13 protein-coding genes are annotated in these 14,175 nt (G+C 71.9%); 7 read left to right on the top strand and 6 right to left on the bottom strand.

The genetic code is table 11. From position 1 onward, the window contains the following. Window positions 1-146: 146 nt before the first annotated feature. From IE177_RS21140 to folE, 5 genes are all read left to right on the top strand, one after another. A complete protein-coding gene (locus IE177_RS21140; protein WP_190016938.1) occupies window positions 147-1,280 on the top strand; it encodes an Rv3626c family coenzyme F420 biosynthesis-associated protein in 1,134 nt (377 codons plus the stop codon). A gap of 190 nt (window positions 1,281-1,470) precedes the next feature. Beyond that, window positions 1,471-2,508 (top strand): tRNA lysidine(34) synthetase TilS, encoded by a 1,038-nt coding sequence (tilS, locus tag IE177_RS21135; RefSeq protein ID WP_190016937.1) that lies wholly within the window; start codon window positions 1,471-1,473, stop codon window positions 2,506-2,508. A gap of 77 nt (window positions 2,509-2,585) precedes the next feature. Beyond that, on the top strand, window positions 2,586-3,146 hold the full coding sequence (gene hpt, locus IE177_RS21130) for a hypoxanthine phosphoribosyltransferase (protein ID WP_190016936.1): 561 nt from the start codon (window positions 2,586-2,588) through the stop codon (window positions 3,144-3,146). Between the two features lie 195 nt (window positions 3,147-3,341). Continuing rightward, a complete protein-coding gene (ftsH, locus tag IE177_RS21125) occupies window positions 3,342-5,381 on the top strand; it encodes an ATP-dependent zinc metalloprotease FtsH (RefSeq protein WP_190016935.1) in 2,040 nt (679 codons plus the stop codon). Window positions 5,382-5,491: 110 nt separating this feature from the next. Next, window positions 5,492-6,097, top strand: a complete 606-nt coding sequence (gene folE / locus IE177_RS21120; RefSeq protein ID WP_190016934.1) for a GTP cyclohydrolase I FolE — start codon at window positions 5,492-5,494, stop codon at window positions 6,095-6,097. Window positions 6,098-6,153: 56 nt separating this feature from the next. Here the strand turns inward: folE and IE177_RS21115 are convergent, their stop codons facing one another. From IE177_RS21115 to IE177_RS21090, 6 genes are all read right to left on the bottom strand, one after another. After that, window positions 6,154-6,642, bottom strand: coding sequence for a DUF3180 domain-containing protein (locus tag IE177_RS21115; RefSeq protein WP_190016933.1), 489 nt, complete (start codon window positions 6,640-6,642; stop codon window positions 6,154-6,156). A 58-nt stretch (window positions 6,643-6,700) separates the two neighbouring features. Next, entirely contained in the window at window positions 6,701-7,312 is a 612-nt protein-coding gene (gene folK, locus IE177_RS21110; RefSeq protein WP_190016932.1) for a 2-amino-4-hydroxy-6-hydroxymethyldihydropteridine diphosphokinase, read from the bottom strand. Further along, on the bottom strand, window positions 7,309-7,668 hold the full coding sequence (folB, locus tag IE177_RS21105) for a dihydroneopterin aldolase (RefSeq protein ID WP_190016931.1): 360 nt from the start codon (window positions 7,666-7,668) through the stop codon (window positions 7,309-7,311). Before folB ends, folK begins: the two co-directional genes overlap by 4 nt. Before the next feature lie 233 nt (window positions 7,669-7,901). After that, a complete protein-coding gene (locus IE177_RS21100) occupies window positions 7,902-8,441 on the bottom strand; it encodes a nuclear transport factor 2 family protein (protein ID WP_190016930.1) in 540 nt (179 codons plus the stop codon). Next, entirely contained in the window at window positions 8,438-9,346 is a 909-nt protein-coding gene (gene folP, locus IE177_RS21095; RefSeq protein WP_190016929.1) for a dihydropteroate synthase, read from the bottom strand. Before folP ends, IE177_RS21100 begins: the two co-directional genes overlap by 4 nt. A gap of 174 nt (window positions 9,347-9,520) precedes the next feature. Further along, a complete protein-coding gene (locus tag IE177_RS21090; protein WP_190016928.1) occupies window positions 9,521-11,335 on the bottom strand; it encodes a phosphatidylglycerol lysyltransferase domain-containing protein in 1,815 nt (604 codons plus the stop codon). A 227-nt stretch (window positions 11,336-11,562) separates the two neighbouring features. Between IE177_RS21090 and IE177_RS21085 the strand changes: the two genes are divergently transcribed. Then, on the top strand, window positions 11,563-12,690 hold the full coding sequence (locus IE177_RS21085; protein WP_190016927.1) for an alpha/beta hydrolase-fold protein: 1,128 nt from the start codon (window positions 11,563-11,565) through the stop codon (window positions 12,688-12,690). Window positions 12,691-12,802: 112 nt separating this feature from the next. Then, window positions 12,803-14,161, top strand: coding sequence for a hypothetical protein (locus tag IE177_RS21080; RefSeq protein ID WP_190016926.1), 1,359 nt, complete (start codon window positions 12,803-12,805; stop codon window positions 14,159-14,161). Window positions 14,162-14,175 lie beyond the last annotated feature (14 nt).

The raw sequence follows: 14,175 nt of genomic DNA, 5'->3' as shown, positions 1-14,175 counted from the left end.
CGGTCACGGGCGACGAGGAGGGCGGACGGGTGGGGGAGGGGGCGGCCCAGGGTGCCGGGTGGCCGCCCGACCCGCCCGACCCGTCCGGCCCCCGCCGGTCCCGCACGGTCTGCCCCAAGCGGAGACGCTCACGTACGGTTGACAGCATGACTGGCTTCGGTGGCACCGCATCTCCCGGGATGGTCGACTGGAACCTCGCGGTGGCGACCGCGACACGGCTCGTACGGCCGGGCCCCGACGTCAGCCGCGACGAGGCCCGGGCCGTCGTCGCGGAACTGCGCCGGCACGCCAAAGCCTCGGAGGAACACGTCCGGGGCTTCACTCGTATGGGCACCGACGAGACCCACGACACCCCCGTCCTCGTCGTCGACCGCCCTGGCTGGGTGCGCGCCAACGTCGCCGGGTTCCGCGAGATCCTCAAGCCGCTCCTGGAGAAGATGCAGGAACGGCGCGGGGGCAACCCGGGCAGCGCCGTCCTCGGCACCGTCGGCGGCAAGGTCACCGGCGTCGAACTCGGGATGCTCCTGTCGTTCCTGTCCTCCCGCGTCCTCGGCCAGTACGAGACCTTCGCCCCGGCCGCCCGCGACCTGCCGGCCGGCGAGAACGGCGGCGGACGCCTCCTCCTCGTCGCCCCCAACATCGTCCACGTCGAGCGCGAACTCGACGTCGAGCCGCACGACTTCCGGCTCTGGGTGTGCCTGCACGAGGAGACCCACCGCACCCAGTTCTCCGCCGTGCCCTGGCTCCGCGACCACCTCGAGGGCGAAATCCAGTCGTTCTTGGCGGAGACCGACGTCGACCCGATGACGTTCCTGGAGCGCATCCGCGACGCCGCCCAGTCCCTCGCCGGCGGCCGCCCCGAGGGCGAGGAGGAGGACGGCGGCCGCTCCTTCGTGGAACTGGTGCAGACCCCCGCCCAGCGCGAGATCCTCGGCCGCCTCACCGCCGTGATGTCCCTGCTGGAGGGGCACGCCGACTACGTCATGGACGGCGTCGGACCCAGCGTCGTCCCCACCGTCTCCGAGATCCGCGAGAAGTTCCAGCAGCGCCGCGCCAAGGGCGCCTCCCGCCTCGACCAGGCCCTGCGCAGGCTGCTGGGCCTGGACGCCAAGCTCAGGCAGTACCGCGACGGCGAACGCTTCGTGCGGGCGGTCGTCGGCGAGACCGGCATCGAGGGCTTCAACCGCGTGTGGACCTCCCCCAACACCCTGCCCACCAAGGCGGAGATCGCCAAACCGGCGGACTGGGTCGCGCGGGTGCACCGCAGGCCCGAGTCGTGAGCCTTGCCGGCAGGGCGTGAAAGGAATCCGGCCGACGGCAGGCGAACGCCCCTCCAATCACCCGTCCGAGGGACCGTGAGCCACGCGTAGGCGTGCAATGCTCGGGGAACGGCCCGCTTCTGTCACCATCTACACACTCAGAGTGACCGAACTCGGGCTCACCCCCGAACCTTCATGAAGGGAACCGGACATGGGTCCCCATCCTGCGGTCGCGGCGATACGCCTGGCGGTCCGCCGCGTCCTGAACGACATCCTCGACGAACACAGGCCCTCCGGCGCCGAGCCGGACGAGAACCGCACGGCCGAGCGGCTCCCCTCCCCGCTCGTCCTCGTCGCGTGCTCCGGCGGCGCCGACTCCATGGCGCTCGCCTCCGCCCTCGCCTTCGAAGCCCCCAGACTCGGCGTCCGCGCCGGCGGCATCACCGTCGACCACGGCCTCCAGCCCGGCTCCGGCCTCCGCGCCGACGAGGTCGTGCTGCGCCTGCGGGAACTCGGCCTCGAACCGGCCGAGGCCGTCGCCGTGACCGTCGGCCGCGAGGGAGGCCCCGAGGCCGCCGCCCGCGACGCCCGCTACGCCGCCCTCGACGCCGCCGCCGAACGCCACGGCGCCGCGGCGGTCCTGCTCGGCCACACCCGCGACGACCAGGCCGAGACCGTCCTGCTGGGCCTCGCCCGCGGCTCCGGCATCCGCTCCCTGTCCGGAATGGCCGCGGTCTCGGGGGCCGGCGGCCGCTACCGGCGCCCGTTCCTGCGCATCGACCGGCAGACCGCCCGCAAGGCGTGCATGGTCCAGTCGCTGCCCGTCTGGGACGACCCGCACAACGCCGACCCCGCCTACACCCGTTCCCGGCTCCGGCACGAGGGCCTGCCCGCCCTGGAGAAAGCTCTCGGCAAGGGCGTCGTCGAGGCGCTCGCCCGCACCGCCCAGCTCTCCCGCGACGACGCCGACGCCCTCGACACCTGGGCCGGCCAGGCCGAGGCCTCCGTGCGCGACGACACCGGACTGCTGGAGTGCGCGAAGCTCAACGCCCTGCCGCCGGCCGTGCGCCGCCGGATCCTGCGCAGGGCCGCCATCGAGGCCGGCGCCCCGGCCGGTTCCCTGTTCGCCCGGCACATCGAGGAAGTCGACCGCCTGATCACCGGCTGGCGCGGCCAGGGAGCCATCAATCTCCCGGGCAGGGTCGTCGCCCAGCGGCAGGGTGGCAGACTGGTGATTCGGCAGGGCTGAATCCCGGCCTCCGAAAGGACACCTCCGGCGGCCGGACCGGGCTGCCGGAGGCCGTAAGTGCGGGACGACCGAAAGTGATGCGGGTGGACGCGAAAGACATGGGTGCCGACCTCCAGCAGGTGCTCATCACCAAGGAAGAGATCGACGCGAAGCTGGCCGAGCTGGCCGCGAAGATCGACGCGGAGTACGCGGGCAAGGACCTCCTCATCGTCGGTGTGCTCAAGGGTGCCGTGATGGTCATGGCCGACCTCGCCCGTGCACTGTCCACCGCCGTCACCATGGACTGGATGGCCGTGTCCTCCTACGGCGCGGGCACCCAGTCCTCCGGTGTCGTCCGCATCCTCAAGGACCTCGACACCGACATCAAGGGCCGGCACGTCCTGATCGTCGAGGACATCATCGACTCCGGCCTGACCCTGTCCTGGCTGATCAACAACCTCGGCTCCCGCGAGCCCGCCTCCCTGAAGGTGTGCACCCTGCTGCGCAAGCCGGACGCCGCCAAGGTCGCCATCGACGTGGAGTGGGTCGGCTTCGACATCCCGAACGAGTTCGTCGTCGGCTACGGACTCGACTACGCCGAGAAGTACCGCAACCTGCCGTTCGTCGGTACGCTCGCGCCCCACGTCTACGGCGGCTGAGCCAGTCGGCCCAAGCCGGGCCGGACGATCGGGAACCCCGGCGGGTCCCCTGCCGTTGAAGCTTGCAGAGACGGGTTTCCCAGCCGTCGAAACGACTTCGTGCGGCTTCGGGCAACGATGCTGGGGTACCGTCAGAAGAACTGTCTTATCAAACTCACTATGGCAGGAGGGACGGGGCGGCACCGCTCCGTATGGATGGACGTGAAGCGATACTTCCGTGGGCCGGTCATGTGGATCGTGCTGGCCGTCCTTGCCGTGGTCGTGTTGATGCAGGTCGTCGGCTCGTCCGGCGGCTACAAGACGGTGGACACCGGCCAGGTCGTGGCAGCGATCAACGACAACAAGGTCGAGTCGGCCAAGCTCACCACCGGTGACGAGCAGAGCATCAAGGTCACGCTCAAGGACGGCGTCAAGGTCGAGGGCAGCTCGAAGATCCAGGCGAGCTACATCGGCGACCAGGGCGTCACCCTTGCCGGCACCCTGCAGACCAAGTACCAGGACAAGCAGATCCCGGACGGCTACACGGTCTCGCCGTCCAAGCAGAACCCGTTCCTCGGCGTGCTGCTCTCCCTGCTGCCGTTCGTCCTGATCGTGGTCGTCTTCCTGTTCCTGATGAATCAGATGCAGGGCGGCGGCTCCCGGGTCATGAACTTCGGCAAGTCCAAGGCCAAGCTCATCACCAAGGACACCCCCAAGACGACCTTCTCCGACGTCGCCGGCTGTGACGAGGCCGTCGAGGAGCTCCAGGAGATCAAGGAGTTCCTCCAGGAGCCCGCCAAGTTCCAGGCCGTCGGCGCCAAGATCCCCAAGGGCGTGCTGCTCTACGGCCGCCCCGGTACCGGCAAGACGCTCCTCGCGCGCGCCGTCGCCGGCGAGGCGGGCGTCCCCTTCTACTCGATCTCCGGCTCCGACTTCGTCGAGATGTTCGTCGGCGTCGGCGCCTCCCGGGTCCGCGACCTCTTCGAGCAGGCCAAGGCGAACGCCCCGGCGATCGTCTTCGTCGACGAGATCGACGCGGTGGGCCGCCACCGCGGCGCCGGCCTCGGCGGCGGACACGACGAGCGCGAGCAGACGCTGAACCAGCTGCTCGTCGAGATGGACGGCTTCGACGTCAAGGGCGGCGTCATCCTCATCGCCGCCACCAACCGTCCCGACATCCTCGACCCGGCCCTGCTGCGCCCCGGCCGCTTCGACCGCCAGATCGCCGTCGACCCGCCGGACCTGCAGGGCCGCATGGAGATCCTCAAGGTCCACCAGAAGGGCAAGCCGGTCGCGTCCGACGTCGACCTGGCCGCCGTCGCCCGCCGCACCCCCGGCATGACCGGTGCCGACCTGGCGAACGTCCTCAACGAGGCGGCCCTGCTGACCGCCCGCGGCGACCAGAAGCTGATCGACAACCGGGCACTGGACGAGGCGATCGACCGCGTGGTCGCGGGCCCGCAGAAGCGGACCCGGATCATGTCGGACAAGGAGAAGAAGATCACCGCGTACCACGAGGGCGGCCACGCCCTGGTAGCGGCGGCTTCCCCGAACTCCGACCCGGTCCACAAGATCACGATCCTGTCCCGCGGCCGCGCCCTCGGCTACACGATGGTCCTGCCGGACGAGGACAAGTACTCGACCACGCGCAACGAGATGCTCGACCAGCTCGCCTACATGCTGGGCGGCCGCGCGGCCGAGGAACTGGTCTTCCACGACCCGACCACAGGTGCCGCCAACGACATCGAGAAGGCCACCAACCTGGCCCGCGCGATGGTCACGCAGTACGGCATGACCGAGCGGCTCGGCGCGATCAAGTTCGGCGGCGACAACAGCGAGCCCTTCCTCGGCCGTGAGATGGCTCACCAGCGCGACTACTCCGAGGAGGTCGCCGCGCTGGTCGACGAGGAGGTCAAGAAGCTCATCGAGACGGCGCACAACGAGGCCTGGGAGATCCTGGTCGAGAACCGCGACGTCCTCGACCAGCTCGTCCTGCAGCTGCTGGAGAAGGAGACGCTGGGCAAGGAGGAGATCGCCGAGGTCTTCGCCCCGATCGTCAAGCGCCCGCCCCGGCCCGCCTGGACCGGCTCCTCCCGCCGCACCCCGTCCACCCGCCCGCCGGTGCTCTCCCCCAAGGAGCTGGCACTGACCAACGGTGCGAACGGCGCGACGGCCGCGATCAGCACGGTCAAGTCCACGGCGTCCGGCTCCGCCCCCGTGACGGACCAGACCCCCGAGGACCGGCCCGAGAGCTGACCGTTCCGGCCGACAGGGCCGGAATGAACGCCGCGCCCCCCAGGTTCTAGCCTGGGGGGCGCGGCATTTCCGTATGCCCGCGGGCAAGACGTACAGGAACGAGGCATCAGATGACCGACCCCGTGACGCTGGCCGGTGACGGCTTCATCGGCGAGTTCGACGAGAAGCGCGCCGAGAACGCCGTACGCGAACTGCTGATCGCGGTGGGCGAGGACCCGGACCGCGAGGGTCTCAGGGACACGCCGGGGCGGGTGGCCCGGGCGTACCGGGAACTGCTGGCGGGGCTGTGGCAGGAGCCCGAAGACGTCCTCACGACCACGTTCGACCTCGGGCACGACGAGATGGTCCTGGTGAAGGACATCGAGATCGTGAGCCTCTGCGAGCATCATCTGCTGCCGTTCCACGGCGTGGCGCACATCGGCTACATCCCGGCCGAGACGGGCAAGATCACGGGCCTGTCGAAGCTGGCGCGGCTGGTCGAGGTGTTCGCCCGCCGTCCGCAGGTGCAGGAACGACTCACCACCCAGATCGCGGACTCCCTCATGCGGATCCTGGAGGCGCGGGGAGCCATCGTCGTCATCGAGGCCGAGCACATGTGCATGTCGGTCCGCGGCATCCGCAAGCCGGGCGCCAAGACCACCACGTCGGCCGTGCGCGGCCAGCTGCGGGACGCCACCACCCGCGCCGAGGCGATGAGCCTGATACTCGCGCGCTGATCCCGCCGGGCCGCGCCTGGCCGCACTGGGCCGGGCCTGGCGGCGCGGCCGGGCGGTCAGGCCACCGGTTCCGCGCCCGGGTGGTTCTGGTCCTCGTCCTCGGGGAGTTTGCAGACCCGCTCCAGGAACATGGCCGCCGCTATCACCGCCAGGCCCGCGAGGACCGAGAAGCCGGCGTAGATGGCCTGGTCGCGGCGCGCGGGCATGTCGAGCAGTTCCAGCAGGAAGGTGCCCGTTCCGCCGTACATGCCGGCGACGAGGGCGGCGACCAGGGCACTGGCCTGGCCGAAGACGACCGCGCGGGCGGCCATCAGGGGGTCGACGCCCTTCGCGCCCGGCCGGCGCTCGCGCTGCGCCTTGAGGCGGGCGCGCAGGGAGATCGCCGTGGCGAGCAGCACCACCGCGATCAGGGCGAGGACGACGGGTGCGGCCAGGGGGACGCTGGGGAGTGTCCCGATCGAGTTCCAGAGGCGGGCGCCCGCCCAGGACAGGACGCCGGCCACGACGAACACGCCGGCCAGCACCCTGATGCGCAGCTCTCTCACGGTGTCCCTTCAGTTCCCCCGGACCATCACCGGATCGTGGTCGTCTCGACCTTAACGATTACTCGGGCAGCCGGAGTTCCAGGTCCGCGCGTGCCTCGACGCCCTCCCGGGTGACGGCCGCGAGGAGATCGGCCACGGTGCCGCGGCCGGGCAGCTGGGCCTCCGGGTCCACGTCGTGCCAGGGGGCGAGCACGAAGGCGCGTTCGTGGGCGCGTGGGTGGGGCAGGGTGAGGTGCGGATCGTCGGAGGTGACGCCCGCGTAGGCCACGATGTCGACGTCCAGGGTGCGCGGCCCCCAGCGCTCGTCGCGGACGCGGTGGAAGGCCTCCTCGACGGCGTGCGCCCGCTCCAGCAGGGAGGACGGGGGCAGGGTGGTCTTCAGCAGGACGACCGCGTTGAAGTACGAGGGCTGACTGCCGGGCTCGACGCCCCAGGGCTCGGTCTCGTAGACGGGGGAGACGGCCTTGACGCGGACGCCGGGGGTGTCCTCCAGGGCGTCGACGGCACCCTGGAGGGTCTCCAGGCGGTTGCCGAGGTTGGCGCCGATGGAGATGACGGCCCACTTGGGGTTGCTCAGCGTGGTGTCGGCGGCGTCGACCTGCTCGAGGACCGAGGCGGGCACCGGCTGGACGGTCGGGTCGCTGTGACCCTGGGTGAAAGGTCGGGTCATACTCGGCTCCGGGTGATGGTGACGGTCACGTCGTCGAAGGGCACGGTGATCGGCGCGTCCGGCTTGTGGACGCAGACCTCGACCTCGTGGACCCCTTCGTGCTTCAGGCAGGTCTGGGCGATCCGCTCGGCGAGTGTCTCGATGAGGTTGACCGGCTCGCCCTCGACAACGGCCACGACCTCCTCGGCCACGATGCCGTAGTGCACGGTTCTCGCCAGGTCGTCGTCGGCCGCGGCCGGCCGGGTGTCCAGGCCGAGCACGAGGTCGACGATGAAGGTCTGGCCCTCCTCGCGCTCCTTGGGGAACACACCGTGGTGCCCGCGGGCCTTGAGGCCGCGCAGCGCGACACGATCCACGCGAATCACTCCTGCAATCGTCGGGAACGACCGGTCGGCACCGCGTGCGGGCGGTACACCGGCCTCAGTCGAATCTACCTGCGGGCACCGACAGGGCCGGGCCGCGGGGGCCGTGGGCCCGGCCGCGATCCGGAGGGTTCACTCCGCGTTTCCCCAGGGGAGCCCGGGGGCGTCACGGGGTGGTAGCCGCTCATACCCGGCGGTAGGTGATTCCAACCACTTCGTTGACCCGGTCAGGCGAGGGGCTCGTCGTCCGGGTTCACGCCGTTCACCCCGCCGTTGTCGTCGTCGCCGTCGTCGTCGGTCTCCGCCAGGACGGGGGAGGCGTGGTGCGACCAGAGCTTCCAGCCGGTGGGCGTGCGCCGGAAGACGTTGGTTGCGACGACGAGCTGGCCGACCAGCGGACCCAGATCCGAGCCGTCGGCGGGGGCGGGGCCGCCGCTGAGGATGTTCTCGGTGCAGGTGACCAGCGCGGTGTCGCCGGTGACGGAGACGTGCACGTCGGTGAGGAAGAACTGGATGTAGTCGGTGTTGGCCATGATCAGGGCGTACGACCTGAGGACCTCGCCGCGGCCGGTGAGCACGGGCCAGCCGGGGTGGACGCAGGAGATCACCCCGGTGTCCGCCGGATCGTGGTACTCCTCGTCCACGCCCAGGTCGGAGGGGCTGAGCCAGAGCGTGGAGACCTCCTCGAAGTCGCCGCGCTCGAGTGCCTCGTAGAAGGCGGTGTTGGCGGCCTCAACCTGCTCGACGTCGGTGTGGGGGGCGCTCACCGGGTTCCTTCCGCCCCGCGCTCGTCCGGCGTGGCCGGCGCGGCCGTGCGCGCCCCTTCCACGGCCCGGGCGACCCGTACCGCGTCCGCGGTGGCGCGTACCTCGTGGACGCGCACCGCCCACGCGCCGGCGTGGGCCGCGAGCGCGGAGACGGCGGCGGTGGCGGCGTCGCGCTCCCTGGCCGGTGGGGGCGATCCCTCCGGCCCGGCCAGGACCCGGCCGAGGAAGCGCTTGCGGGACGCGGCGACCAGCAGGGGGTGGCCGAGGGCGCGCAGGCGGTCGAGGTGGGCGAGGAGGGTGAGGTCGTCACCGGCCTCCTTGGAGAACCCGAGACCGGGGTCGACGACGATGCGGTCCGCGGCGACGCCGCCGTCGAGGACGGCGTCCACGCGCGCGCGCAGTTCGTCCGTGACCTCGGCGACGACGTCCTCGTAGACGCCCTTGACGTTCCCGCCCTGGAGGAAGCCGCGCCAGTGCATGACGACGAACGGGGCGCCGGCGTCGGCGACGACCGGGATCATGGCGGGGTCGGCGAGGCCGCCGCTGACGTCGTTGACGAGGACGGCGCCGGCCGCGAGGGACTGCTCGGCGACGGAGGCGCGCATGGTGTCGACGGAGACGACCACACCCTCGGAGGCGAGCCCCCGGACCACGGGGATGACGCGCCGCAGTTCCTCGGACTCGTCCACACGGGTGGCGCCGGGGCGGGTGGACTCGCCGCCGACGTCGACGAGGTCCGCGCCCTCGGCGACGAGGCCGAGGCCGTGTTTGACGGCGGCGGTGGTGTCGAACCAGCGGCCGCCGTCGGAGAAGGAGTCGGGGGTCACGTTCACGACCCCCATGACGGCGCACCGGTCCCATGCCGGAAGGCCCGTCACCCGGCCGCGCCCGCTGAGGTTGTTCATACGTTCAGCGTAGGCCCAGGAGGGCGCCGGGATCGCGCGGCGGCCCGGGCGGAAGCCCCGGGCCGGAGAGGGTGGGTCTTCCGCCCGGGCCGGTCCTGGGGGCCGCGGGCCGCGCTGGGCGCGGGGTCCGGCTCTTTCCACGCCGGGCCGCTCGGACGTCTCGTTCGGCCCTCGTCAGGCCGCTCGGACGTCCCGTTCGGCCACGGCGTGCGCGCACGGGCGCTCGGCGGCCGCCCGGCGCCGGCGCAGGAAGCGCGGGATCGGCAGGGCCAGGTCGACGAAGCCCTCCGCCTGCATGGCGGCGAAGCCGATGCGGGGCAGGTCGGCGGAGGCCCGGTAGACCACGAAGCGGGGTTCCCAGCGCGGCTGGAACTTGGCGTTGAACTTGTACAGCGACTCGATCTGGAACCAGCGCGAGAGGAACACCAGCAGTCCGCGCCAGGCGCGCAGCACCGGACCGGCGCCGATCTTCTCGCCGCGTGCCAGGGCGGAGCGGAACATCGCGAAGTTGAGCGAGATCCGGGTGATGCCGAACCTGGGGGCGGCCTGCAGGGCGGCGACGATCAGCAGTTCGTTCATGCCGGGGTCGGCGCTGCGGTCGCGGCGCATCAGGTCCAGCGAGGCGCCGTCCGCGCCCCAGGGCACGAAGTGCAGGATCGCCTTCAGGTCGCCGTACTCGCCGGGCTCGTCGTCCTGCTTGTGGGCGGTGGCGATCAGGCAGTCGGCGTCGGCGGGGTCACCGATGCGGCCGAGGGCCATGGAGAAGCCGCGCTCGGTGTCGGTGCCGCGCCAGTCCTCCGCCGCCCGGCGGATGCGCCACAGTTCGGGCTCGCCGAGATCACGGATGCGCCGTACCCGGGTTTCGTAGCCGGCCCGCTCGATGCGCTTGACCATCTGTCGGACGTTGCGCATCGCGCGTCCGGCGAGCGAGAAATCCGCGACGTCCACCACCGCCTCGTCGCCGAGTTCCAGGGCGTCCAGGCCGGTCTCGCGGGTCCACACCTCGCCGCCGGTCTCGGAGCAGCCCATGACGGCGGGGGTCCAGGAGTGGGCCTTGGCCTCGTCCATGAAGCGTTCGATGGCGCCGGGCCAGGCCTCGACGTCGCCGATGGGGTCGCCGCTGGCCAGCATCACGCCGGAGACGACGCGGTAGGTGACCGCGGCCTTGCCGCTGGGGGAGAAGACGACGGCCTTGTCGCGGCGCAGCGCGAAGTGGCCGAGGGAGTCGCGGGCGCCGTGCCTGGCGAGCAGGGCGCGCAGCCTGGACTCGTCCTCCTCGGTGAGGCGGGCGGCGGGGTGTTCGGGACGGAAGGCCAGGTAGATGGTGGTGACGGCGGTGATCCAGCCGAGGGCGCCCAGGGAGAAGGCGACGGTCCAGGAGGTGTTGCCCTGGTAGTCGACCGGGCCCTCGAAGCCGAACAGTCCGTAGACGACGTGCGTCAGCCGGTCGGCGAGGCTCGGGTCGCCGACGGTCCGGTTGGGGTGGACGTTGACGATGACGAGTCCCAGGCCGAGGGAACCGGCGCTCATCAGGACGAAGTTGGCGAGCGCGCGCCAGCGGCTGCGCGGGTCGGGCAGTGCGGCGAACTCGGTCCGGTGACGCAGCAGCGGTATGAGGAGCGCGACCGCGATGAGCACGCCGAGGACGGAGTGCCGGTAGGCGAACTGCGCCGCGGCGCCGGCCGGCAGGAGTACGACGGCGGCGCGCCACGCCCGGCGCTTGCGGCGCTTGAGTCCGTGCGCCAGCAGCAGCAACAGCACGCCGGCGCTGAGCGAGAGTGCCGCGGCGAAGGGCCCGAAGGAGCCGGGCAGCACCTCGGCGATGGCGTGCATGCGGCTGTGGCGGAAGCGCGGGAACACGCCCGCGGCGATGTCGAGGAGGCCCACGACGGCTGCCGCCCTGCCGACCAGGGCGGGGACGGCCTCGGGGCGCGGGCCGCGCAGGATGCGCCGCGCCCGGCTTGATCGACCCGGAACCTCGCCCGACATTTCCCCATCTATCCTGACAGACATCGCATCCCGTAGTTCTGCGAGAGACCTTGAACCCGGGCCCGGTCGGGCATCCGGCGACATTGCGCCCTCTAGGACGGTGTCTCGGGGAAAGAGGTTCACTCCCCATCGGAAAGTCGGGTCAAAGGCAAAGGAAAGCCCCGGGCAAGCCCTTGCGAAGAAGTGTGGGCGCGGTACGGGCGGAAAGCGCAGGCAGGTAACAGCCCATGGGTCTCACGAGCAACAACATGCTGGTGCTGGCGATGGCGGTCGCCGCCGTGCTGTTCGTCGGCACGGTGTGGCTGTGGCCGCGTCTGGCACGGCAGAACTGGCGCACCGTCAGTGGACGGGTCGGCCTGCTGCTGGCCACCCAGGTGGCGCTCTTCGCGTGCGTCGGGCTCGCCACCAACCAGGCCTTCGGCTTCTACGCCAGCTGGGCGGACCTGTTCGGACAGGAGACCGAGCAGGGGATAGTGGTCGACCACTCGGCCAACGGCAGTTCGGGCGGCCCACTGCAGGTGGTCTCCTCGTTCGGCGTGCCGGGTGCGCCCGACGCGCCGCCGGAGACGGGCGGGCGGGTGCAGAAGGTCGACATAGTGGGCCGTACGACCCGCCTCGTCGCTCCGGCGTACGTCTACCTGCCGCCGGAGTACTTCCAGCCCCGGTACCGCACGCGTACGTTCCCGGTGGCCGTCGTGCTGACCGGGTACCCGGGCACGGCGGAGTCGCTGGTGGACAAGCTGAACTACCCGCGTACGGCACAGCAGCTGGCCAAGGACGGGCGGATGCAGCCGATGATCCTGGTGATGCTGCGGCCGACCGTGGCTCCGCCGAGGGACACCGAGTGCGTGGACGTCCCCGGCGGCCCGCAGGCGGAGACGTTCTTCGCCAAGGACCTGCCGGAGGCCGTGCTCGCGCACTACCGGGTCGGCAAGCGCCCGGGCAGCTGGGGTGTCATCGGCGACTCCACGGGCGGCTACTGCGCGCTCAAGTTCGCCATGCACCACCCCGACGTGTACGCGGCCGGCGCGGGCCTGTCGCCGTACTACAAGGCGCTGCTCGACCCCACGACCGGTGACCTCTTCCACGGTGACAGGAACCTGCAGAACCATGCCGACCTGTGGTGGTTCGTCAAGCACCGGCCGGCCCCCGACACCTCGCTGCTCGTCACCAGCAGCAAGGTCGGCGAACACAACTACAAGTCCACCCTGAACTTCATACAGGGTGTGCAGGCCACGAACCTGACCCGGATCTCGTCGATCATCCTCCCCAGCGGCGGGCACAACTTCAACACCTGGCGGCGCGAGATCCCACCGGCGCTGCAGTGGCTCAGCGGGCGTCTCACCGACCGCTGAGCCGTCCCGCCCTGACGCCCCGTGAAGGCCCGCGACGCCGCGGTGTTTTTGCGGGGCGGGTTTTTGCGGGGCGGGGGTCCGCGAATCGCCTACGCGCGGTAAGTTTCTGGCCATGCCACGTGGACGCCACCGCCATTCCCCGCCTCTGCACCGGCTGCTGCCCCCTTCGGTGATCGCCGGTGTCTCCGCCGTCTGCGCGCTGGGTCCCTGGGTGTTCTCCGAGGCCACGGTGTTGCGTGCCCTGGCCGGCGCCGCCGCGGCGACCGCGGCCGCCGGCGCGGTCGTGATGCGCCGCTGGGACACCCAGGCGGGCAAGCAGGTCGCGGACCTCACCCGCGCGCGTGCCAGCGACGAGTGGCGGTACGAGGAACGGGTCGCCGAGCTGGAGACCGATCTGGAGGAGTCCCGCGAACTGCGGGTGAAGCTGGAGCAGCGGCTGCGTGCCAAGCGGACGGAGCTGGCCGGCCTGCGCAACGAGCACGCGGCCCTGCTGCGCCGCTACGCCACCGCGGAGACCCAGCGCGCGAGTGCCCTGGAGGGGCGGCGCCTGCTGGAGATCGAGGCCGCCGTGCCCGCGCTGCCGCCCGCGCGGAGCGCCGAGCGGGAGGCGATCGAGGCGGCCCCCGCCGGTGCCCCGGCCGCCGCGGGCGCCGAAGCCCCGGAGGACGCCGGGACTTCCGAGGGCTCCTCGGGCCCGGGGAGCGCCGAGGACACCCCGAAGGCCTGTGCCGTGTTCTCCCCCGAGGGGTCCCGGCTGTACCTGCGGGCCCTGACGGCCCTCGCCCGGTTCGGACAGGACCCCGCGACCGGGACCGCCACCGACGACGCCGCCACCACCGCCTCCGGCGACGCCGGGACCACCTCCGGCGACGCCGGGGCCGCCCGGCCCGAGGCGGCGGACCGGCCGGACGCCCCCGACGGGGAGACGGCGGAACCCGGCGCCGTCGCCAAAGGAGAAGGCGCCGCGGACGGCGTGAAGAACGGGTCCGACGCTCCCGCCCGAGGAGAGGGCGGTGTGCCGACCGCCCGGAAGGGCGAGGACGAGGCCGTTTCGGGGGACGAGGAGCGGGTGCGGACCGCCGCCGCCGACGAGCACGCGCGCGGGACCGCCACGACGGTGCCCGCCGAGCCCGCCAAGACCGCGGGACAGCCGCCCGCCGGGCACTTCACGGTGCCCACCGCGGTGGCCGTCGTCCCGGCGGCGCCCGCGCGGCGCCCGGTGGTCGAGGGCGGTTTCGACTTCTTCGGCACCCAGAAGAGCGCACCCGCGGCCGCGCTGGACTCCGTGCAGAACGAGGACCTCGCCGACGTCGTCGGCCAGGAGGCCCTCGCCGTGCACAAGGCCGAGCGGGAGGCCGCGTTCAAGCCCGCCGACGAGCGGTCCCGCGGGATCGGCCAGGTCATCGACCTGACCGCGCACGACGAGACCGAGCAGATCGACGTCCAGGGGCTGCGCAGCGCGGCCTCCTGAACCTACGCGCAGCG

The sequence above is a fragment of the Streptomyces lucensis JCM 4490 genome (genome assembly GCF_014650035.1).
Taxonomy (GTDB): domain Bacteria; phylum Actinomycetota; class Actinomycetes; order Streptomycetales; family Streptomycetaceae; genus Streptomyces; species Streptomyces lucensis.
Note: the sequence above shows the minus strand (reverse complement) of the source record. Positions and strands in the feature narration are given on the sequence as shown.